Raw genomic sequence first — 21,190 nt, forward strand, 5'->3', positions numbered from 1 at the left:
AATACATCAGCAAATACCTATATAAGCTAGGTGTATTATAATAAGTTAACAGTTCTTCTTTTACTTTTGTTACTCCATGAAACTTATTAAAAGCAATTTGATTTGGTATTTGCTGATGTATTAAATTACAAAAATCATTAAATGGTTGTTCTACTTTTTCCCTAAAATCTTTGTGTTCTTGAGAGTTGTAAATATTATTACAGCTATTAAAATATTTTTTTTGGTAGTTTTTCATCAGTTCAAAAGAATTGAAATCAAAGAATTTATTTGACTTTTGGCTACTATCCATTATTTTGCATTTAAAAGATAATGTTTTCTCTTAACTCGCCACTATATCACCTGATGCTGCTGCCAAATTTACAACTGGTGCTAAAGCAGCTATATAGCCTACCGTCGGTCGCTAAGGTAACGGGTGTATTAAGACGATCGCTGCGATCGCAGACCAGAAAAACGCTAAATTGTGGGTTGAGGATATCCTGATGCTGGAAAAACTTTGAGTATTTTATAGATGCGGATGAATGCCTGACAGCAAGCGTAACACGGAGACAAAAAAGTGCAAATCACTAAGCGCAATGTTGAGTTAAGAGTAGATGGCAGCTTAATGCGTGTTTATGTAGCGGCTCCCAAAGCAGCAGGAAAATACCCTGGTATAGTCTTCTACAGTGATATTTATCAGTTAGGTGATGCAATGATTCGTCTAGCTAACTACTTGGCAGGATACGGCTATGTAGTAGCAGCCCCAGAAATTTTTCACCGAATTGAGCCAGTTGGTTTAGTAATTGAGCCAGACGATCTGGGACGGATGCGGGGTAATGACGATGCTCGTCGAACCTCCGTAGCTGATTATGATGCCGATTGCCTTGCTGTGATTGAATTTCTGAAAACAGAGAGTACGGTTTCTCCAAATCAAATAGGTACTCTCGGCTTTTGTATTGGTGGACATTTAGCATTCCGCGCCGCATTTCAAAGCGAAATTAGGGCTTGTGTCTGCTGTTACCCGACTGGTATTCCCAGTGGCAAACTGGGTAAAGAGGTAGCCGATACAATCGAGCGGGTAAGTGAAATCAAAGGCGAGATGCTAATGGTGTTCGGTACACTTGATCCTCATATCCCAGATAGCGATCGCCAAACCATAATTAGAGCAATTGAGAATGCTAACATACCTCACAAAGTTTTCTTATATGAAGCAGAACATACTTTCATGCGTGACGACGGTTATCGTTATGATTCTAGTGCTACCACCTCTGCTTGGTCTGAAATAGTAACTTTCTTGGGGCGCATATTTGCAGACTGAAAACTCGTATTATTGCGTTCTTCGGTTAACAGTTAGTAGTCCGTCAATTTTGAATTGTCTGCAACGCCAACAATCCAGCACCGTAAACAGGCTCATACCTCGGAAAAATCACATTTACATTAGGAAACTTCTTAACAAGAGACGCTGCAAATCTTTCATGTATCTTGGATTTACACCGCCATACACTTCCTGTTGTGACTACTTCTAAAACTGAGTCAGCATTAAAAATGGCTGCTTACACCTATTTGCCCAAAAAACCCTCGATTGACATTTACCCAAATCCTCACTGCCTCCTGGCGTTTTTTACTTCCGTCGAACTTACGTTAGGTTAGGGAGAATCAAGCCTTAACCCCAGCCTATTGAGATATAAACAGGACTTACGCAAAAAAGTTCTGAAGTAGAGGTAATACCCTGCGGGAAGCTAAAGCTACATGAATTACCGCTACGAGAAATCAGGTTTTTGAGACAATTTTGCGTAAGTCCTATGATAAAGCAGTCAATTTTTTCAACCAATATACTACACGGTATTTTCATCATTTTATTTTTTGGATATCCCTGAGATCAGTTTTAGTAGGTTTCAGAGTTTTTTGCTTTTTTAATAATTTAAAGAGAAGTATCATCTTTTACACAAATAACCACAGACACAGTATGATTTTTCTTGGTGAAAAGTATGGTTTTTGGGGAGGATAATGTGATGCGCTTACCGAATCGACAGCAACGACACCAACAATTAATAAACCAATACGTTCTATCGCGCCGTACTATGCTAGGTCTATTAGGTCTAGCCTGTACCCCTGGCTTGGAAAACTTAGTCAAAGGCGAGACTCACCCTTCAAAGTCAAGTCCTCCTGCCAATCCGCACATCCCAACTTTACCGCAAGATGATCCACTCACAACCCAGCAAAAGCGTCAACAGCAGCTAGAACAAACACGTCAAGAATATCAGATCGCATTGCGGCTACCGACTTCTGTCCGCGTAGCAACTTTACCTGCCCAGGAGGTTTTTTCTAAGGGGTATAACAATAATCAGGTTATTTTGACAGAGAAAGCGAGAGCGAATCAACAGGCGTTTTTCCAGAATCCTCAAATCTTTCTCAGGCTAGAAGACTACGCTGCGGTTTTTCCTGTTTTGCCTTTACCAGATGTCGCCAAGACCTTCCGAAGCGATGCTACATTCGCGCAACAGCGACTTTCTGGCCCCAACCCAATGGAACTAACCAATGTCTTGGCACTCAATTACAGCCTCACTCAAAAACTCGGAATAACAGATGAGATTTTTCAAACTGTACTGAGATATGTACATAAAAGAGGGCAGATTAGGGAAACTCTCAAAAGTGCCACTCAAAATGGCAATCTGTTTGTCACCGATTATGCGTTACTCGATAGTGATACCGTTACTCCGAAACAGAATCATTTTCTGACTGCCCCAATCACACTCTATTATGCTGATAGCGAGCGCAGGCATTCGCGCTTAATCCCTATTGCCATCCAACTAGGACAAGTTCCCGGAATAAGTCTGCTTTGTACACCAATGGATGGAGTTGACTGGACTTTGGCTAAACTGATCACTCAGATGGCTGATTTTTATGTCCATGAGTTAGTACGTCACTTGGGGCAGACCCATCTTGCTTTAGAACCAATTGCACTAGCTACTGTTCGTGAACTAGCGGCTTGCCATCCCGTGAATGTGCTACTAAAACCCCATTTTGAGTTCACAATGGCAATCAATGCCTTTGCGGATCAGGTACTGATCAATCCTGGAGGATACGTAGATATCATTTTCGGAGGCACTCTTGAAAGTTCACTCAATCTTACAAATCAAGGTGTTACTGAAGTTTTTAACAACTTCAGTAAATTTGCTCTTCCTACTAATTTACGCCAGCGTGGTGTCGATAACCGTTCTGTACTGCGAGATTTTCCCTATCGTGATGACGGGTTGCTAGTCTGGAAAGCCTTAGAAGAATATGTTAGCCAGTATGTAGGAATTTACTACAAATCCAACCGAGATATCCGTGAGGATTTTGAACTGCAAAATTGGATACAAGCTTTACAAAGGCCCATTAGTGAGAAAGGTTTTGGTGTGGTTTCCCTGCCGCGCCATCTGACCAACCGTGACCAGTTGATTGATATACTGACACAAATCATTTTTACTGCTGGTCCACAACATTCAGCTATTGCCTGGATTCAATACCAATACATGGCTTTTATTCCTAATATGCCCGGAGCAATCTACCAGCCTATTCCGACGAGTAAAGGCATCATCCGAGACGAGAATAGCCTAACTAATTTCCTACCTAGTGTTCAGCCAACCTTTGCTCAGGTCAACCTCATGGCAGTGATTGGCACCAAGCAAGATCCCAAGGCATTTACAGATTTCGGCGTGAATAGTTTTCAAGATATGCGAGCTATTGGTGTTCTGAGAGGCTTGCAAAGCCGTCTCCAAGGTTTAGAAGAACGCAATAAATGCGGAAAGGAATGTTACCCAGGCTTTCTACCCTCCCGTATGGCTAACAGTACAAGTGCATAAGCTTGCGAGACAATATAAATGGTCTAGAATACAGACAAAATAAGCTTCATAGCCCTCTCCCCTTGTTGGTAGTACGAGAATCAAGCCTTAACCCCAGCGTAGTGAGATATAAACAGAAGCCGGAGGGTTAACTTGTGACCCTCGCACTTCTTTATGCAACACACTACCTTCACTTCTTAGGCAGCCTATTTAATTGAATTTGGAATTTTCTAACGGCGTCTGCTGCCAAAACCACCTGAACGGCTGGGTGCTGAACTACGCCCACTACCAAAACTACTACCAGAATTGCGTCTGGGTGAGGTGGCTCTGCCAGAGGGTCGCAAGCTACTACCACCAAAACCAGAACCGGAAGGACGGTTATTACCTGTAGTGCTACGCGGTGTATTGCGTATAGTTGAATTTCCCGGATATGACCTTCTAATTGTGCCTGTATTGCGGAACGCAGTGCGATTTGTCACGGCTGCGGGTGGCGCATTATAGCGAGTTTGGTAGTTTTGAACTGCTTGGCCATAGCTTCCACCATATCCACCGAAGCCACTTAATCCTTGACCTGATTGATAGACAGGGGGTACATAATATTGGGGTCTAAACAACATACTACCAATTGCCTGACCAGCCAAGCTACCAGCTACAGACCCAGCAAACGGTGCCCAGAAATTATTTTCTCGACGGACTACAACCGTCTCTTGTTGTCCTGTTTGAGGATTGGTTTTATTCTCGGTAACGTTGTGGACGTATTCAATTTTAAAGTCTTCCGTCACATATAAAATCGGTTGTCCTTTTTCTACTTTTAGATAGCTTTTCTTACCTTGCTTGATTTGATCATCAGTTAACCGTGCCATTTGCAAATTTTCGGTTGCAAAGGTTGGGGGATTATTGTTAAGTAAAAACAGGCTGTATTCCCCAGTCGCATCGTCATAAGTAGCTTGTTGTATTTGATATTCACCGTCACTCAGCTTGGTGTTAGCAGAGCTTTGGCTAACGTTCTTAGCGGAAGAACCAGAATTAGTTTGGTTTTCGCCTCCACAAGCGACAGTTGTCAGACACAAACTCAGAGCTAAAAAAACGGCTGTAAATTTACGTACTATGGTCATGATCATTGGATTATTGTCCTATCTCTGAGCTTAACAATTTCTGGATGTGAATAGTAAGTACGGACTACCCAACAGATTACAAAGGAATCAATTCTGGATAATATTGCAACAGTTGATCGCTAGTGAGTTCATCGCCTAACTGTGCTGGGGAGAAATGTACTTGAATTGCCTTGAGGTTATGTTTGTAGTGCAAATTGATTAAAGCTTTAAAAGCTTCCTTCAGGGACTGAACGTTAGAAAGATCAGTTTCTAACTGTGGTATTTCTCCTTCATAAGCTACTGTAATTATCACAATGACGTTGCGGGTTACAGGTATAGATAAAGGTTGATTCAATCCAGAGTCAGAACTGTAATCTGGTTCACTAAGATATCTTTGGGCAGAATCAGTAAATAATTCATTCACGTAATCTCCCGCCTCTCCTTCATCCCAAAATACATCGCCTTCGTTGGCAGCAGAAAGCCAATATTCATCGTATTGCAACAGGGTTTGACTAATTTCTACCAATCCTTCTCCCAAAACTTCTAAATCGCCATCGGCATCGATCGCATCCCGTCCAGCACTATTCAATACTCCCATAATTGGGGCTACCTCACCTCCCCCTAAGTGCAGAAATAGGCGAAAGACTACATAGCGATTTCGACCGATCATTTTATTAAAGGTATCGCGCATTTTTATCCTCCAGAAATTTGTTATTTGTCATTTGTCATTTGCCCTATGCCGAATTACTAATGACTAATATAGTGAAATCCTTTGAAAAAATCTATAACCATATCTAAGGAAGGCAATATATATTTTGTGGAATGGGATATATCATCATAAGCTGAAGTATTGAGAGCAGAGCGATTAATAAATCTTTTCCCAAAGTTGGGATGGTCATGGACAATCAAATTGTGGGCGCTGGAATTCGTTAAAATTATTTGGGTTGGGGCTTGGCAAAAATTTAATTTTGCGGCGACTGCGATATTTCTTTTGATCTGTTTAATTGTTGTAGCCTGACTTATGGCTTGCTCTACAAGAATATTTAATTGTTTCACCATATCCGGCGATTTAAAATCTTGCTTTGCAACAACTTCACTGTTAATCATTTCTACCAGACTGGAAATATTCTTTTGGGTAGATGCCGCATCTAGAAAGGGAAGAATCACAATGTAAGCAGTGGAAAATAAGGCTTCGTCGCTATCTAGATAAAAGGTAAAAACAGTGCGACGACGCCCACTGTCGATGCTTGGGGGTTGTTTCAGCCCCCGGTATTCTTGAGCAATTTGGTAGTAAGCACCAGCGATCGCAAAATTGGCTTCGTGTTCTAGGGCTGCATCAACAATAATCCGAATTGTTGGCGGTGTTTCGTTAAAAAAATCTCGTGAGTCTTCGGAATCGAACTTTTGGATAATGGAGCGATCGCCTGCGGGGCTAAGATCAAGCCATTCACAAGTCATACCTTCGGTTTTTAAACCAAACCTGGAGGTGGCATAAAGTTTTGCCCCAGTTAAAGTTGCTCCTGTTAAATCAGCACCGATCCATTCCGTCCTAATTAATTTTGCCTGAGTTAAATCGGCGTGGATTAAACTGGTATTCGTTAAATTGGCATTGCTTAAATCTGCGCCAATTAAATTAGCCCCGCTCAATTTTGCGCCGCTCAAATCTGCCCACCGGAGATTCGCCCCCCTCAAATCTCCCCACCGGAGATTCGCCCCGCCTAAATCTGCCCCGCTCAAGTTAGCATGGCTGAAATTGGCTTGCCTGAGTTCAGTATCTCGCAAATTTGCACCGCTCAAGTCAGAACGACTCAGGTCACTGGAGTTTAAATTAGCCATCTCCAAGTTAGCTCCCGTCAAGGAAGCGCCTCTCAAGAGTGCCCCACTCAAGTTAGCCTGACGGAGATTCGCTTGGCGGAGTGTCGCCTCTCGCAGATCGGCACTCGTGAGGTCAGCCTCCGACAGGTCGGCGCGACTGAGGTCAGCGCGAATTAACTCGGCGCGGATAAATGAAGCTCCTTTAAGTTGAGCGCGACTAAGATCGGCTCGAATCAAATTAGCAACATTGAAACTGGCGTTATTCAAGATGGCGTTAGATAGATTCGCGCCACTGAGTCGGGCTACATTCAGCTTGGCATTGCTCAAGTTAGCTTCACTCAGATTCGCGCCACTCAGGTTAACTATACTCAAATTAGCATCGCTAAGATTTACGCCACTGAGTTTAACCCCACTCAAGTTAGCTTCTGCAAGGTCAACACCACTAAAGTTTAAGACTCCTGCTGCATATTGTTCCAGTAATTCCTCTACAGTCATTGATGCTACCCCTTGGATGCCAACTTTAATAGCTGGTAAAGTCAGAAAAAACAGATCAAAATCAAAAATGAATATTGGGATTTTAGGACTGGGACTGATCGGCGGCTCTTTGGGTTTTGATTTGCGATCGCAAGGACATCATATCTTAGGAGTTAGTCGCCGTGAATCTACCTGTGAAAAGGCAGTTGCCCTCGGTAGTGTTGATCAAGCATCAGTTGATCTGAGCCTGTTGGCAACCGCAGAGGTTGTATTTATTTGTACACCTCTCGCCCTCATTGTGCCTCAATTTGAACAGTTGATCCCTCATTTGTCTCTCGCTACTGTCGTCACTGATGTCGGTTCGGCGAAAGCACCGATAGTCAAGGCGATTTCTCCTCTTTGGAATAATTTTATCGGCGGTCATCCAATGGCGGGAAGAACAGACAGTGGGATAGAAGCTGCACAGAGGGATTTATTTGTCAATAAACCTTATGTATTAACACCGTTAACTACAACACCAACTACTGCAATTACCATTGTGGAAGAAATTGTGCGATCGCTGGGAGCAAATATCTACCATTGTCAACCAGAGCAACATGACCGCGCTGTTAGTTGGATTTCCCATTTACCTGTAATGGTCAGTTCCTCGTTGATTGCGGCTTGTTTGAGTGAAACGGAAACAGATGTTTTGGAATTAGCCCAAAAGTTAGCTAGTTCAGGTTTTCGGGATACCAGTCGTGTGGGTGGTGGAAATCCAGAGTTAGGCGTGATGATGGCGCGGTATAATCGTCAAGCATTGCTGCGATCGCTCCAACAGTATCGCCACAATCTCGATGAGTTGACTAACTTAATTGAGCAAGAGAATTGGGCAGTTTTAGAGTCAAAGTTGAAATTAACCCAACAGGCACGACCTGATTTTGTTGAATAGTTGTCGGGTGCGTTCAGCGATCGAGAACGCACCCATTTTCAGATTTAAATTCGGAATTCTCAATTGTGACTCCGAAATTATTTTCTGACAAAATCTTTAAAAAATGCTACTCAACAGTTTAATAGTCACCAAACCGATGTACTATACAGATAAATTTGCAAAAATCAACAATGGTAGAACGCCCAATCAAAAAATCGGAACGTCAGTCACAAGCAAGTACTGACAACAATTCCGAAAAGTCGGATTCTATACCTCCTATTGAATCCAAACCCAAAAGCTCAAAACCGACTCGTAATCCTTCCTCTGGCACAGAGAAAAAAGCATCTTATGGGGATGAAAAGAGGCAACCGGGGAATCCTGCCCTAGCGCGTGGCCCAAAACCCGCTAAACCTCCAGCCAAAGTCACAACAGAAGAACCTGAAACCGAATCGGAACCTATCTCTGAAGAGTCTGAAGACTAACATTATAAGTGTTACGTGTGATGTGGGAGGCTATAAGCAGATGAGTACTGAAAATTCTGGCATCGAAGGCAGCGAGCGTACCCCACATCAGCATTGGGTTATTTTTATGTTGAATGCTTTTAAGTAAGTCGGTGAGAAAATTTATAGGTATGTAACAAAATTTTAAGATTTGGAATTAGAGTTAAATTTAATACGTTGTGTATTGAAGTTTCCTCTTTCCCCTCCAGCTTGAAGACCATCAATAACTGTGTAGGCAAATTCTAACTCGTCGTCAAACATTTGTCCTGCCACTTCACCTTTTTTGAGGTGTTGCCACTCTAATTCAATTGGGTTCATTTCAAAGGAGTATTTGGATAAAAAGAAGATGTACAAACCCATCTTTTCCCACTTTGTCCATAAGTACTGCACTTGTATGCATTGATATATTAGAGGATGTTTGAAAAGATTGGGCGAATAGAATTCGTTACTACACAAACTCTCGTCTTCCTCCGTGGACTAAGAAAAAATCAAGAGTTTTTAACCTGCGGAGGCAGGTAAAGTCTCGTGTAGCAGCGACTAGAAGTCGCTGCGGCAAACATTTTTTGGTTTCAGCGTGCAGTTGATGCCAGTCCCAAGGCTGCGGTGTATGCTGGGATAAAGAGCGATGTCTACCACGAGCTATGCCTACGCTTAATTTGACTAACTCTATTAATTAACGTTGGATTAGCTTTTTTTAGCCGGTGTGTGCGAAGTCCAAAGCCCTATTGGTCAACTACGCCCTAGCATTTTTGCGGGTTATTGTTATACTGCCATTATTGCTGCTTTTATTTGCCACTTAAATCCACTAAATATTATTTTATCTAGTCTTTTGATGGGACTTTTGTATGTAGGCGGCGAATTAGTACAGATTAAATTGGGACTTCTTTTAGCTTTAGCTAGGATGTTTCAAGGTATTTTGTTCTTTTTTCTTTTAGCAGCAGAGATATTAATTTACAACCGAGTACGAATTAAATAAGAGGGCGATGAAAAAGCGGAAATAACTAATGACAAATGACAAATGACAAATGACTAATATTTAAGGAGATTTAAGGTGTCCAGTCATAAATTAACTCTCAGTTTGAAAGTAGCAATGATTATATTGCTTACTACTGCTAGTAGTTTGAGTATTAGTCTGCTTGTAGGCACAACTAGACTTGACCATTTGTTGGGAATTCAAAAGTTAAAAGGCGATCGCACTAAAACGAGTTTAGGTAGGGCAATGAGTGCATCTGCACACGTTGTTTCCCCAGCAATGAACCAGATGAATGAAGTGCCAAAGCCTTTTCAGGGAACAATCGTTTATCAAGGGAAACTAAAAGCAAATGAGAAAGTCATCGCCTTGACCTTTGATGATGGACCTGGCCCCAAAAATACGGCACAGATTTTAGAAATTTTGAAGAAAAATGATATCAAGGCGACATTCTTCATGGTTGGAGAAATGGTGAAGTATTTTCCCCAGATTGCCAAGCAAGTGGCTGCTGATGGTCACGTAATTGGTAATCACACATGGCATCATTGGTATTTTCAAATGGATGGAGCGACTGCGGCTAGTGAAATTGATCGCACAGCAGACATCATCTACAAGACGACAGGACAGAAAACAACTCTGTTTCGTCCCCCTGGTGGCTTTTTGAATAATGGATTATCTCAATATGCCAAAAACCAGAAGTACGCCGTCATGATGTGGTCAGAAGAGTCAGGAGACGCTGAACGTCGTTCGCCTCAAGTACCAATGCTGGTCAAAAATGTACTGAAACAGGCAAAACCCGGTGCAATTGTACTGTTGCACGATGGGGGCGGCAACCGTTCCAAATCTGTCAAAGCTTTACCAGAAATGATCGCAGGTCTGAAAGCCCAAGGCTATCGATTTGTGACGATTCCCCAATTACTGGAAATACAAGCCCAAGAAAAAAGTGTGGTGACGGCAGTATCACCTACGGTTACAAAGGATGAACATCCAAACAATCAGCTTAATCATCAGTGATACGCTACGGGCAGCTACCTTTAATTTTGGCAGCATTAGGTGAATTAGTGACCTAGCCCTGAGCACTCATATATGACTCACGAACAACAAACCGCAATTGAAGGGATCTATGAAGTCTGTATTGGCATCCCAGAGGCAATTTCGGCAATTCAGTATTGGGAGCAATTTGGCTATCGTATTGGTGAAATGGGTGAATTAACCGCAGATATAGCCAATCAATTATATGGGGTGAATTCATCTTTACGTTCAATCCGGCTTTACCACCAAAATGCAGATCATGGTTTGCTGCGTGTGCGTGATGATGTCGAAACTAGCTATGAATCTTCGCTAGCAGGTCGAGATATTTTTGACCTTAACCCTGGTGAAAAGTTTATTGTGACTACCTTTGATGATCCGCGTTCTTCTAAGTCTGACCTGATGGCTGCACGTAGTGGCAGGCTTTACATCGTTCGATTCCTAGAAGATATTAATTTAGAATCGCGCTTTGAAGCAGCCCAACCAGGTAGCTTGGGGATGTCTTTATATACCTATTGGGTTAAGAGAATACAGGAGTATTGCGATCGCATCAAAGCAAGTATTGCACAAAAAGTTACAGACATTATTAGTAATGAATTTGGCGAGAGGAGTTTCTCCTTTGTTGCGCCAGATAGCTACTTCTGGACTTTGCTAGAAGGGAATTAACTGTGGAAAACACCGAAATGAGAAAGCAAAATGCCATTTGGAGTAAGTCAAATAGCATTTTGCTTGCGGAAAACACCAAAATGAGTAAGTCAAATGCCATTTTGCTTGTAGAAAACACCGAAATAAGAAAGTAAAATGCCATTTGGAGTAAGTCAAATGGTATTTTGCTTGTAGAAAACACCGAAATGAGAAAGTAAAATGCCATTTTGGGTAAGTCAAATGGCATTTTACTTATTGAATTAGACTTAATCAAATGCACTTTAGATCAGTGGTCATACTCTTAAATAAGTCACACATCACCTTAAAAGTTTAAATTTCTTTATTTACACCAATAGCCAGTTCCTTTTTACTATGTTTCAACTGTTTCCAAAGCGCCCTAATTTGCTGGTAAGCTTCATCTGAAGATAGCTTTCCGCCTGTTTCTAGACAAGTGATGTAAGTAATTTTTTGGGCAAATTCTTGGAGGTTGGCATTAAACACTAAGTTCTCTGGCTGGAATTTCCCATAATATCGACTACGAGGGTAAATAAAGCTGTTTTTGTCTTGTGAGTTAGGCTGTGTCATGAGTTTGCTATCTGTAATTTTTTATGAAGAGTTCTAGGCTTGATTTTTATCTCTGTGTAAATACACAGCAAAAAATTCAAATTCCAGAATAAGTAAACATTTTAGTTAAAAATATATTTTATGGCTAGTGTAAGAAGGCACAAATCCAGCCACCATCTCAATTATCCAGATAAGTTACTCTAAGCCACTTGTTAAAGCTAGGCAAACTTCCGCCTGTACTATATCTATGGGGATTATTAATTTTAAATTTTTAATTCGGAGCAAAGCGACGTGACTAACTCAGCACCAAGTCGTTTAGGCGAACTCGCTAACCTGTTTTTTAAACTAGGCGTCATCGGCTTTGGAGGTCCGGTTGCTCATATCGCCATGATTGAAGATGAAGTGGTTAAGCGGCGTCAGTGGTTGACAAGGGAGCATTTTCTAGATTTGCTGGGCGCAACTAACCTAATTCCTGGGCCAAATTCCACAGAAATGGCTATTCATATAGGATACATCTATGCAGGATGGCTAGGGCTGATTGTGTCAGGTGTCTGTTTTATCTTACCTGCGATTCTAATTACTGGCGGGTTTGCTTGGGTTTATGTTACTTACGGGACTCTACCCCAAGTAGCTCCTTTACTTTATGGCATTAAACCGGCTGTTTTAGCAATCATCATCAATGCCCTGTGGGGCTTGGCAAAAAAGGCTGTGAAAACTCGCCAATTACTAGTGATTGCTTTAGCTGTGGCATTACTGACATTATTATTCAAATTAAATGAAGTAATTGCCCTATTAATTGGGGGATTGCTGGGTATGCTTTGGTTACATTCTGGTGAGAAAAACGACAAACCAGGAGATAAAGCCAACTTTCTAATTGCTAGTCTCAGCACAGGTGCGACTTTCAAGGCATCAGTGGCTGTTGCTGCATCTGCATCTACAGCAACCAACGTTTCTTTATGGCAGTTGGGCTGGTTTTTTCTGAAAGTCGGTAGTGTCTTGTTTGGTGGTGGCTACCTTTTGGTGGCTTTTCTCCAAGGAGGATTAGTTGAAGAATACGGCTGGTTGACACAACAACAGTTATTAGATGCGATCGCAATTGGTCAATTTACGCCTGGTCCAGTACTATCCACTGCTACCTTTATTGGTTATATCATTGCCGGCATACCTGGGGCAATTGTTGCCACAATCGGAATTTTTCTACCTTCTTTTGTTTTTGTTGCTGCCTTGAATCCCCTAATCCCACGTTTACGGGCTTCTTCTTGGACTAGAGCTTTTTTGGATGCTGTGAATGTTAGTGCTGTAGCACTAATGGTTGTTACTACTCTGCAACTGGGGGCAGCGACTTTAACATTACCACAAGCCCCATTTGTAGATTTTCTCGGCTTTGCGATCGCCATTGTCTCAGCAATTTTAGCTATTCGTTTGGGCATTAATAGTGCATGGCTAGTCTTTGGTAGCGCTTTAATTGGATGGGGTGCTTCAGTCTTGGGCTACACTCGATAAAATTGCATCCTCAAGCCGTTGCGATCGCAGTGGCTTGAGGATGCTGAAACCAATGCGATCGCAACGAAGTAAAACGAAGCAATCACAAGTATTTATCCAACATGATATAACAAGTTTTTCTAGCCTTAATTTCCATTTGAGCAGATTTCTGCCCAGAAAAAAAGGAGAGTAGCAATACTCTCCTAAGGTAATATGAGCGAGAATTTCTTTTCTTAATGTGAGTTCGACGAACCACTCCCTGCCTTGAACTAAAGTTTAAGTTTGTCCTTCTGCAAGTGGGAGAGTCACGGCTTTGCGTACTAAAACCTCTTAAAGGTTTTTTGATTTAGCTAATTAGGCGGACACTATATGAGCCGTCGAATTCACATTTATCTTAGCGATGAAAGCGACGATCTTGACGTTCACGTAATTCACGAGCATGTTGTTCACGGAATTGACGTTCACGCAATTCACCAGCGCGTTGTTCACGCACTTGACGTTCACGCAATTCACCAGCGCGTTGTTCACGGAATTGACGTTCACGCAATTCATAAGCGCGTTGTTCACGGAATTGACGTTCCTGTTGGACTCTACCGTTATTAAAAGCTACACTATTTTGATTAAAATGATCATGCTCAGATTGAAATTCAGCAGCATTAGCATTTTGAGAAAGAGCAGCAATTGAAGCAGCTGCTAATAAGCCTCCAAGAAGAATAGATTTAAAGCTGTTCATATATCCTCTATCTGCCTTGCATTACTTGGTTTGTATATTCTCAATCTAATCAGAATAATCAAGTACCCGCCTGTGATAAAAGTCATGTTTAAATAGTTACTTTTGTCACTAATACTAGGATTTATATTTGATTTTTTAAATCGGATAATGGTCGAAACCTTACCTGATATGGACATCCGCGCATTCAGCCAAAAAAACTAATCTGATTGGAAAGCTACTTAATAGACATAGGAAAAGAAAATAGAATGTAGAGACGTAGCACTGCTACGTCTCTACAAGGGTTCTGGATAACGCATATTTAATTTCTGGAGATGTCTAATATAGATATCCGACTCGATTAGCTGACTTCAGAACGATGCCTGAACTGAGCTACGCCTACTTAATACCAGCACCCCCGTAACCAACCTTATCGTCTTCAAAGTCTGTTATCGCACAAGCAAACTCCCTAAAAGCTGTTTTAATCAGAACCTCTTTTGTTCCCCTTTCCAGCGAAGAATTGCGTATGAGGTCTGTTAATTCTATGAACAACAGAGAAAACATAAAACGATCTTGGCGGTCAACTTGTTTCAAGCAAGACGATATAAACTGATAAAGCTCTGTTTTTCTTGGTTTAGTTTGTTCATCCCATATTTGCAACCCAAGCCGAAGAGTTCTCAAGCGAATTTCATTACTATTGAAGGACGCGTCTTTGTAGCGGACTGATACGCGTTGGGGTATTTCCATGAGTTTTAGCTATACATAATTCAATGTAAAGTAATTATTCAGTTATATTTTGGCTCAACCGGAAAAATCTGATATTTAGCTTGAAAACAAGTGACAGGTGATCGGGAATAGCGAAAGAAATTTTCAATCTGATATCTCCGTTGAATTACTCATAACAAGACTATTCAAGGTTTTTAGCAATATAAGTATCGTGCCTTTTGTTCTGACAACCTAAGTTTTACAGCAATCTGAATGGACTCCAGAAGTTATCAAGCAGCGACAAGAAGACTCTTTGCAAAGCCTTAGAAAGATATGGCGGCTGTAAGTGCGATCGCTTATCCATAAAACGTTAAAGGAGTCTTCTATCAATAGGTGTAGTTTTTAATTGCTAAAGCCTAATTTAAATAGCTGATGCTCCCCAACAAAATTTTGTTCAGCACAGATTAAACTTTTCGCAAAAGTCAATTTTCTGAAAATGAAAACACAGATAAACACTGATGATTTACCTGTTTCTATCTGTGATTATCTGGTTTCAATACCTGGGAATTAAACGATTAGACTTGTTGTATTCCTGGACGACCATCTTCAACCACAAATGAAGCCCGCTCACTAATCGTGCCAGATGGAGTTGTGACGTTTGATAAAACTAGGTAGTCTGTCTTCCAGGTTGTGGGAGTCAGCGCACAGCGAACATACCCCCGTTGACTGTTGAAGAACTTAATGTGTGGGTTGTCGGGTAAGTAAGCTTCAACTCCGGGGATGGTATCTGCTCCATCTCCACCGGAGGTTATTGAAGTACAAACGAATTCACTCCCAACCGTAGCAGATTGTGGGTTATTAAAGTCAGCCTTTAAATTCATTGCCCAGTTGGAATGGATATCGCCTGATAAAACTACTGGATTAGATGGTTTGCGCTGTTCTAAGAAACCCATGAGGCGATCGCGGGAAGCCACATAACCATCCCACTTATCCATGCTGTAGACTCCGCCTTCCCCTGGTTGTCTGTCTATCTGAGCAACTACAACTTGTTGAGCTAAAACGTTCCACTTAGCCTGTGAGCGAGCTAAACCATTGTATAGCCAGTCTTCTTGACGCTTGCCAGTAATCGTTGCCTTCGGATCTAAATTTTCTGGGCAACGTTTTTTGGTACCATCACCACAGGGCTGATCGGTGCGATATTGGCGGGTATCTAGGACATGGAAGGTCGCTAAGTTACCAAAGGAGAGCCGACGGAAAAGTTGCATATCGGGGCCAACCGGACGCGAGAAGGGACGCAGTGGCATATGTTCGTAGTAAGCTTGATAGGCAGCAGCCCGTCGTTTTAGGAAGATTGCCCGATTCTGATCTGGTTCAGTATCAATTTCTGATATGTCGTTGGCGTAGTTGTTTTCTACTTCGTGGTCATCCCAGGTGACAATCCAGGGAAAGGCTGCATGAGCTGCTTGCAGATTGGTATCGGTTTTATAGAGGGCGTGACGGTTGCGATAGTCTTCTAAGGTAACAATTTCTGCACTATTATGCTTTCTGGGGCGATCGCTTGAAATTCCTCCTTCATAGATGTAGTCTCCAACATGGACTACCAAGCTGAGGTCGTCCTGGGCGAGATATTTGTAGGCAGTAAAGTATCCTTGCTCATAGTGCTGACAGGAAACAAGGGCAAAGTTTAATTTATTTAAGTAGCCACCTGCTAAAAGAGCTGTACGAGTGCGACCAATGGGGCTTGCGTCTTGGCCGACTATAAAGCGATACCAGTACCACGTATCAGATTGCAGTCCCTCTACCACAACTCGAACTGAGTGAGCTAGTTGGGGAGTTGCAAGTACAGTACCTTTGGAGACAATACGCCTCATATCGGGATCGGTTGCTACTTCCCAGCGAATTGGCACATTCGCAGGTGGCATTCCACCTCCGTCTAAGGGTTCAGGAGCTAGACGAGTCCAAATCACGACGCTGGTAGGATCGGGATCACCCGACGCTACACCCAAAGTGAAAGGATAATTGGAAAATCTGCTTTTAGCGAGCGCTCTTTGAGGAGAAAATTGGTTAGCGATCGCCAAACCAGACAATGCTCCTGCCCCGACAATTAAGTTGCGTCGTTTGATTCGACTATGCAGGAACTGCTCAAAATTCCGGTAATCTACCATTTTTTACTCCTAACTAACACGTAAGTTAAAGCACAGCAACAGCCAACACGTAGACGGCAGGTCTTAGGTAAACTTCGTAACTAACTCTTTTACCAAAATCAGGTTTTAATTCCCAATTTTTTATCCTGGTATCAATGTGTTAGATGTTGCTTTGCCATATAAAAGCATATTAGTAAGAGATTAATCCTTGGCAAAGAAAGCGTTAATATCAACTTAACCAAGGTTAGATTTCAGCCCTTTTCATTGATGCTACTTTTCTTTTCATCATCCAGCCAAGGCTACAAGCCAAGAGAGTCCCAACTAAAGGTGTAGGTTCAGGTACTTGTGTATACGAAACTTTACCGGATATGGGTTTAGCATTTGGAGAAGTTCTAGAGAAAATTGTAAAATCATCACCAATGATTTCGTAACTTATAGAACTCGAAGGATTAGATTTATCGTTGAACAGATAGTCTAATCCCAAAGACGTTTGTCCTGTTAAGAATGTGGTTGGAAATACCAGGGGAAATTCTGGATATTTAGTATCATCTTTTTCAGTGTAAACGGTAGAGCCACCGTCAAATTTTAAAGAGAGTGACTTAATGGTGGCTACGGGATTCTCTTCATGACTGAAAGTTGAGTCATCAAAGCTAAAAAAGCCATTTCCCTTAGTTACCGGACTATCAACTGTGAAAGCGTAATTAATAATTGCAGCAGATACCGATTTTGCATCTACAGTAGCAAAACCTAAAGTAAAAGTAGCAGCAGCAAGCACTAATTTGGAAACGAATTTCATCTCACTTTTCCTCACGATAAACTTTTCTAAGTAATCCACACTACAAAGTATAGAAATAGTTAGTTTCTAAGTTGACTGCAATACAGACCTAACCCCCAGCCCCTTCCCTTGTAGGGAAGGGGAGTAAGATTCAAAGCCTCTCTCCTTTTAGGAGAGAGGAATGGAAGTGAGGTCAAAGTGTATTGCTTCCATTCGATAACCGCTATACTTTCTAACTTACTTATTTCCCAAGTGGGTATTCATCACTGATTAGAACAGTGATAAAAATCAATGATTTTCACCTTTTTCAGAAAAAGAAATAAGTCTCCAATGAATTGGAGACACCATGATTTTAGAATCATGAGTTTAAGCAAACTTTAATTAGAGGTAAAAATCAAATCTAATTTACAGCTATTTTCAGGTAAATAGACCACACGGTAGGGGCACAGCATTGCTGTGCCCCTACGACAGATGTGGTTCAAATACATGAAAACTACTGTAAGTTTGCCAATGCAAGACTTAGTAGATAACTAAGATATTTCTGATAATTTATAAATAACTAGTACAGTGTGGCAAAAGTTTGCCTACCTTTAACTAGACAAGTAGGGGCAATACCCTGCGGTCAGCTAAAGCTACATGAATTGCCCCTAACGCGTGGTCTATTTACTGGTCAATCTGTTATTGTTCTAACATTTGGAAGAATCGCGTAAAATAATCCGGGAACGTCTTTGCTGTACAACCAGGATCTTTAATCACAATCCCTGGAACCTTTAAACCAGTGACAGCAAAAGCCATCGCCATTCGATGATCGTGATAGGTTTCAATTGCTGCCGGGGTAATCGGGCTAGGCTCAATTTTCAAACTATCGGCAAATTCTTCAATCTGAACTCCCAGTCGACGCAATTCTGTAACAACAGCTCGAATCCGGTCGGTTTCTTTATATCGAATATGTTCCACATTACGAATAGTAATCGGTGAACTGGCAAAGGGCGCGATCGCTGCTAATGTTTGCACCAAATCTGATATATCATTCATATCAATGTCGATGCCTTGCAATTGCTTAGGCCCAATTACTTCGGTGTAATCATCGGAGTGATTAATTTGGCAACCCATCTGTTCTAAAACATTCAGCCAGAGAATATCACCCTGACAAGATTGTTTGGTCAAATGTTTGACGCGCACCCGTCCACCCGTGACGGCGGCGGCAGCAAAAAAGTAAGAAGCATTTGACGCATCAGGTTCTACTATATAATGTCGAGCTTGGTAACGTTGACCCGCTTTAATCTGAAATTGATTATCGCCGATTTGAATCACCTGCACGCCAAAATCTGCCATCAGACGACAGGTCATTTTGACGTAAGATTGAGAAACTAATGTCCCCTCAACCTCAATGCTCGTATCTTGTTGAGCATAAGGCGCAATCATCAGCAATGCCGAAAGTTGCTGACTTGTTTGGTTCGCCTTCAACCGAAAATTTCCGCCAGCAAATCCCTGGCTATAGAGGGTGTAGGGCATAAACCCGGAGTTTCCCTCAAAGTTAACGGTTGTTCCACCCGTTTGCAGCACCGTTAACAAGTCGCCCATCGGTCGTTCTCGCATCCGGGGAACGCCATCTAACCGATATTCGCCGTTACCCAGTGCCACTAGTGCCGAGATAAACCGGGCTGCTGTGCCTGCCAAACCCACAAATAAATCTGCCTGTTTAGCCGGGATATCGCCTCCCCTTCCCGCCACTTGAATCTCAGCTAGATGAGGATTCAAAGTAATGGCAATGCCTAATTGCTCTAAACATTTGGCAAAATACTCGCTGTCTTCACTAAATAAGGCATTTTCTAAAATGGAGTCACCTTGCGCCAAAGCAGCGACAAGCAACGCCCGATTAGTAAGACTTTTAGAACCGGGAATTTCTACCGTGGCATCCACTGGCCGATTTAGAGCAGGAATTGCAATGGTATCCACGTTAAACCTCTACATAGGCGGTCAGCTACAACTATTATATATTGCCATATTGTGACCAAAAGGGGCAGGGGAAGAAAAACTATTAACAAATTCTGGGGGTTTAAGTTGCTTGAGCTTCTAACAAAACGTTCGGCTACGCTCAGTCGAGTCGCAGCAAGTTTTGTAACGGGGATAAAGACAAGAGCCACAAAACTTAATTACGAATTACCTGAGTGTAGGGGTAGCGAGTCAGCTGACTCCTGCAAAGAAGCAAGCTACGCGCAGCGTCTGGTAGAGAGCGTCATTACGAATTACGAATTACGAATTATTGACTCATGCCCAATAATTCTTAGTTGAGTGCAAAAGCTGACGCTGCTTTAGGAAATACTTTATTTATTCACCTGACTAATCTAGAACCCAGGCATTATCAATATTAAACAGATTAAGTAAGTCGGCGTTAAAAAATCAGCCCATGTGACGAAATGTAAAATCAGCAAACAGCTTATAAATTATTGATTCTATAGTTTTACAAAACTAAACATACATGGCTTTTATCGTGCTGACCTACTTAATTGAACTAAAACTGGTAATAGAAGAAGAACATATCTATGCCCAGGTGATCACACAATCATATATTGATGAGTATCTTTTTCTGCTTCGATTTACAGATGTTCTCCCAAAAGCGATGCCTGACGACAAGCCGCTAGCTGTCTACGCAATTCTGAATGCACTCTCTCAGCCTGGGTGAGATTAAAGCATCAATATTGGAATTGTAACAAAGGCAGGTGTATGTAAATATGGTGAAGCGAAAAAGTAGCTAGTTCAGCTTTTTTTTTAAAAAGTAGCAATTGTTGCTGATCGAACCAAGCGATCGCGGTAAGATTTTGGACTTAAGCCTAATGCAACTCCAATAACTCCTAGGACTGAACGAATAATTAATAATTCGTAATTTATGCTATAGAGCAACTAACTTGAGTTTTGGAGGTCAAAATATGATTTCTTCTCAAAGTGAGATTAAATTACATCCAAAGGACAAATGACCAACTTAAACAACTTTCAAAGACTAATAGAACTTGCAAATGATTATGGAATTATTTGCCAGCCAACACCAGAAGAATGCTTGATTGCATCCTTACCTGGAGACGATGATTTTTTATTAGCTTTTACTTGGTCTGGTACACTTGAGGGAGAGCCGCCAGAGCATGAATTAATTGCAATTAGTGTACAGGATCTAGTCAAAGAAGTTACTGTTGCAGCTTGGCAGATTCCTATTTATTTATTCGGAAACGTTTTAAGGCAGGCTCAGATGCTTGTCACTGCCCACAAAGATTTTGTTAGCTAACAGACAAGAAACTTCCCAATAAAAAAACATCCCAAATTTTCTTGTGGGATGGGTGTCCGCACCCGTCCCATATTCAGGGTGGGCTTTTCGGGCCACCCCACAAAATTGGATAATTTATTTGTTGGAAGTCCCTAATAGGACTTAAACATTTTTGAGGAGAAACAAGCCTCAAACCCATGCAGGGTAAGGGAAATACACTAAATACTCAAACCCACATATATCAATAAAATAAGCAAAACGATGTCAAAGTCTGTCTAAATATAGATTTGAGGCTTTTTTCTGGGTGTTTTTTGTCTA

Annotated in this window: 20 protein-coding genes and 1 pseudogene; 9 read left to right on the top strand and 12 right to left on the bottom strand. The window is 41.7% G+C overall.

What is annotated here, in order from left to right; all coding sequences use genetic code 11:
* Positions 1-289, bottom strand: a 289-nt coding sequence (locus V7K15_RS01500; RefSeq protein ID WP_334902391.1) for a hypothetical protein, incomplete at its 3' end; no start/stop codon positions are given.
* 264 nt (positions 290-553) lie between these two features.
* Here V7K15_RS01500 and V7K15_RS01505 point away from each other — a divergent pair.
* The gene (locus V7K15_RS01505; protein WP_334902392.1) at positions 554-1,294 is read left to right on the top strand and encodes a dienelactone hydrolase family protein; all 741 of its coding nucleotides are present in this window, start codon (positions 554-556) and stop codon (positions 1,292-1,294) included.
* 43 nt (positions 1,295-1,337) lie between these two features.
* Here V7K15_RS01505 and V7K15_RS01510 read toward each other — a convergent pair.
* Positions 1,338-1,526, bottom strand: a pseudogene (locus V7K15_RS01510) (ATPase); the annotation flags it as partial.
* Between the two features lie 438 nt (positions 1,527-1,964).
* On the opposite strand from V7K15_RS01510, the gene V7K15_RS01515 reads away from it, so the two are divergent.
* Positions 1,965-3,821, top strand: a complete 1,857-nt coding sequence (locus V7K15_RS01515) for a lipoxygenase family protein (protein ID WP_334902394.1) — start codon at positions 1,965-1,967, stop codon at positions 3,819-3,821.
* 209 nt (positions 3,822-4,030) lie between these two features.
* On the opposite strand, the gene V7K15_RS01520 is transcribed toward V7K15_RS01515, so the two are convergent.
* The 3 genes from V7K15_RS01520 to V7K15_RS01530 form a co-directional block, all read right to left on the bottom strand.
* The gene (locus V7K15_RS01520; RefSeq protein WP_334902396.1) at positions 4,031-4,921 is read right to left on the bottom strand and encodes a hypothetical protein; all 891 of its coding nucleotides are present in this window, start codon (positions 4,919-4,921) and stop codon (positions 4,031-4,033) included.
* Positions 4,922-4,991: 70 nt separating this feature from the next.
* A complete protein-coding gene (locus V7K15_RS01525) occupies positions 4,992-5,585 on the bottom strand; it encodes a DUF1517 domain-containing protein (protein ID WP_334902398.1) in 594 nt (197 codons plus the stop codon).
* A gap of 56 nt (positions 5,586-5,641) precedes the next feature.
* Complete coding sequence (locus V7K15_RS01530) at positions 5,642-7,204, bottom strand: pentapeptide repeat-containing protein (protein WP_334902400.1); 1,563 nt, start codon at positions 7,202-7,204, stop codon at positions 5,642-5,644.
* 67 nt (positions 7,205-7,271) lie between these two features.
* On the opposite strand from V7K15_RS01530, the gene V7K15_RS01535 reads away from it, so the two are divergent.
* Together V7K15_RS01535 and V7K15_RS01540 are read left to right on the top strand one after the other, a co-directional pair.
* Complete coding sequence (locus V7K15_RS01535) at positions 7,272-8,111, top strand: prephenate/arogenate dehydrogenase (RefSeq protein WP_334902402.1); 840 nt, start codon at positions 7,272-7,274, stop codon at positions 8,109-8,111.
* Between the two features lie 170 nt (positions 8,112-8,281).
* Positions 8,282-8,572 carry a hypothetical protein gene (locus V7K15_RS01540; RefSeq protein ID WP_334902404.1) on the top strand — a complete coding sequence of 97 codons (291 nt, stop codon included), beginning with the start codon at positions 8,282-8,284 and terminating at the stop codon, positions 8,570-8,572.
* A 162-nt stretch (positions 8,573-8,734) separates the two neighbouring features.
* On the opposite strand, the gene V7K15_RS01545 is transcribed toward V7K15_RS01540, so the two are convergent.
* Positions 8,735-8,908, bottom strand: a complete 174-nt coding sequence (locus V7K15_RS01545) for a hypothetical protein (RefSeq protein ID WP_334902406.1) — start codon at positions 8,906-8,908, stop codon at positions 8,735-8,737.
* 733 nt (positions 8,909-9,641) lie between these two features.
* Between V7K15_RS01545 and V7K15_RS01550 the strand changes: the two genes are divergently transcribed.
* The gene (locus tag V7K15_RS01550; protein WP_334902408.1) at positions 9,642-10,574 is read left to right on the top strand and encodes a polysaccharide deacetylase family protein; all 933 of its coding nucleotides are present in this window, start codon (positions 9,642-9,644) and stop codon (positions 10,572-10,574) included.
* Between the two features lie 72 nt (positions 10,575-10,646).
* Positions 10,647-11,255, top strand: coding sequence for a hypothetical protein (locus V7K15_RS01555; RefSeq protein WP_334902409.1), 609 nt, complete (start codon positions 10,647-10,649; stop codon positions 11,253-11,255).
* Between the two features lie 309 nt (positions 11,256-11,564).
* Here V7K15_RS01555 and V7K15_RS01560 read toward each other — a convergent pair whose 3' ends face one another.
* Positions 11,565-11,819, bottom strand: coding sequence for a DUF7219 family protein (locus V7K15_RS01560; protein WP_334902411.1), 255 nt, complete (start codon positions 11,817-11,819; stop codon positions 11,565-11,567).
* Between the two features lie 270 nt (positions 11,820-12,089).
* Here V7K15_RS01560 and chrA point away from each other — a divergent pair, with 270 nt between their 5' ends.
* Entirely contained in the window at positions 12,090-13,301 is a 1,212-nt protein-coding gene (gene chrA / locus V7K15_RS01565; protein ID WP_334902413.1) for a chromate efflux transporter, read from the top strand.
* Between the two features lie 373 nt (positions 13,302-13,674).
* Here the strand turns inward: chrA and V7K15_RS01570 are convergent, their stop codons facing one another.
* The 5 genes from V7K15_RS01570 to aroA form a co-directional block, all read right to left on the bottom strand.
* Complete coding sequence (locus V7K15_RS01570; RefSeq protein ID WP_334902414.1) at positions 13,675-14,013, bottom strand: hypothetical protein; 339 nt, start codon at positions 14,011-14,013, stop codon at positions 13,675-13,677.
* Positions 14,014-14,388: 375 nt separating this feature from the next.
* Positions 14,389-14,736, bottom strand: coding sequence for a hypothetical protein (locus V7K15_RS01575; RefSeq protein ID WP_292802744.1), 348 nt, complete (start codon positions 14,734-14,736; stop codon positions 14,389-14,391).
* Between the two features lie 533 nt (positions 14,737-15,269).
* Positions 15,270-16,859 (bottom strand): alkaline phosphatase D family protein, encoded by a 1,590-nt coding sequence (locus tag V7K15_RS01580; protein WP_334902416.1) that lies wholly within the window; start codon positions 16,857-16,859, stop codon positions 15,270-15,272.
* Positions 16,860-17,082: 223 nt separating this feature from the next.
* Positions 17,083-17,634 carry a PEP-CTERM sorting domain-containing protein gene (locus tag V7K15_RS01585; RefSeq protein WP_334902418.1) on the bottom strand — a complete coding sequence of 184 codons (552 nt, stop codon included), beginning with the start codon at positions 17,632-17,634 and terminating at the stop codon, positions 17,083-17,085.
* A gap of 657 nt (positions 17,635-18,291) precedes the next feature.
* Positions 18,292-19,572: a 3-phosphoshikimate 1-carboxyvinyltransferase gene (gene aroA / locus V7K15_RS01590; protein ID WP_334902420.1), complete on the bottom strand. Its 1,281-nt coding sequence runs from the start codon at positions 19,570-19,572 to the stop codon at positions 18,292-18,294.
* A 535-nt stretch (positions 19,573-20,107) separates the two neighbouring features.
* Between aroA and V7K15_RS01595 the strand changes: the two genes are divergently transcribed.
* Positions 20,108-20,299 (top strand): hypothetical protein, encoded by a 192-nt coding sequence (locus V7K15_RS01595; RefSeq protein ID WP_334902422.1) that lies wholly within the window; start codon positions 20,108-20,110, stop codon positions 20,297-20,299.
* Between the two features lie 288 nt (positions 20,300-20,587).
* Positions 20,588-20,893 (top strand): hypothetical protein, encoded by a 306-nt coding sequence (locus tag V7K15_RS01600; RefSeq protein ID WP_334902424.1) that lies wholly within the window; start codon positions 20,588-20,590, stop codon positions 20,891-20,893.
* The last annotated feature ends 297 nt before the right edge of the window (positions 20,894-21,190 follow it).

Origin of the sequence: Nostoc sp., from assembly GCF_036919815.1 — a bacterium.
GTDB lineage: Bacteria > Cyanobacteriota > Cyanobacteriia > Cyanobacteriales > Nostocaceae > Nostoc.

Bases quoted from the DNA above. Each gene is read 5' to 3' on its own strand.
- V7K15_RS01520 (WP_334902396.1), bottom strand. From the start codon at position 4,921: ATGATCATGACCATAGTACGTAAATTTACAGCCGTTTTTTTAGCTCTG.
- V7K15_RS01525 (WP_334902398.1), bottom strand. From the start codon at position 5,585: ATGCGCGATACCTTTAATAAAATGATCGGTCGAAATCGCTATGTAGTC.
- V7K15_RS01600 (WP_334902424.1), top strand. From the start codon at position 20,588: ATGACCAACTTAAACAACTTTCAAAGACTAATAGAACTTGCAAATGAT.
- V7K15_RS01580 (WP_334902416.1), bottom strand. From the start codon at position 16,859: ATGGTAGATTACCGGAATTTTGAGCAGTTCCTGCATAGTCGAATCAAA.
- V7K15_RS01535 (WP_334902402.1), top strand. From the start codon at position 7,272: ATGAATATTGGGATTTTAGGACTGGGACTGATCGGCGGCTCTTTGGGT.
- V7K15_RS01570 (WP_334902414.1), bottom strand. From the start codon at position 14,013: ATGAACAGCTTTAAATCTATTCTTCTTGGAGGCTTATTAGCAGCTGCT.
- V7K15_RS01540 (WP_334902404.1), top strand. From the start codon at position 8,282: ATGGTAGAACGCCCAATCAAAAAATCGGAACGTCAGTCACAAGCAAGT.
- V7K15_RS01515 (WP_334902394.1), top strand. From the start codon at position 1,965: ATGGTTTTTGGGGAGGATAATGTGATGCGCTTACCGAATCGACAGCAA.
- V7K15_RS01585 (WP_334902418.1), bottom strand. From the start codon at position 17,634: ATGAAATTCGTTTCCAAATTAGTGCTTGCTGCTGCTACTTTTACTTTA.
- V7K15_RS01575 (WP_292802744.1), bottom strand. From the start codon at position 14,736: ATGGAAATACCCCAACGCGTATCAGTCCGCTACAAAGACGCGTCCTTC.
- V7K15_RS01545 (WP_334902406.1), bottom strand. From the start codon at position 8,908: ATGAACCCAATTGAATTAGAGTGGCAACACCTCAAAAAAGGTGAAGTG.
- V7K15_RS01530 (WP_334902400.1), bottom strand. From the start codon at position 7,204: ATGACTGTAGAGGAATTACTGGAACAATATGCAGCAGGAGTCTTAAAC.
- V7K15_RS01555 (WP_334902409.1), top strand. From the start codon at position 10,647: ATGACTCACGAACAACAAACCGCAATTGAAGGGATCTATGAAGTCTGT.
- V7K15_RS01560 (WP_334902411.1), bottom strand. From the start codon at position 11,819: ATGACACAGCCTAACTCACAAGACAAAAACAGCTTTATTTACCCTCGT.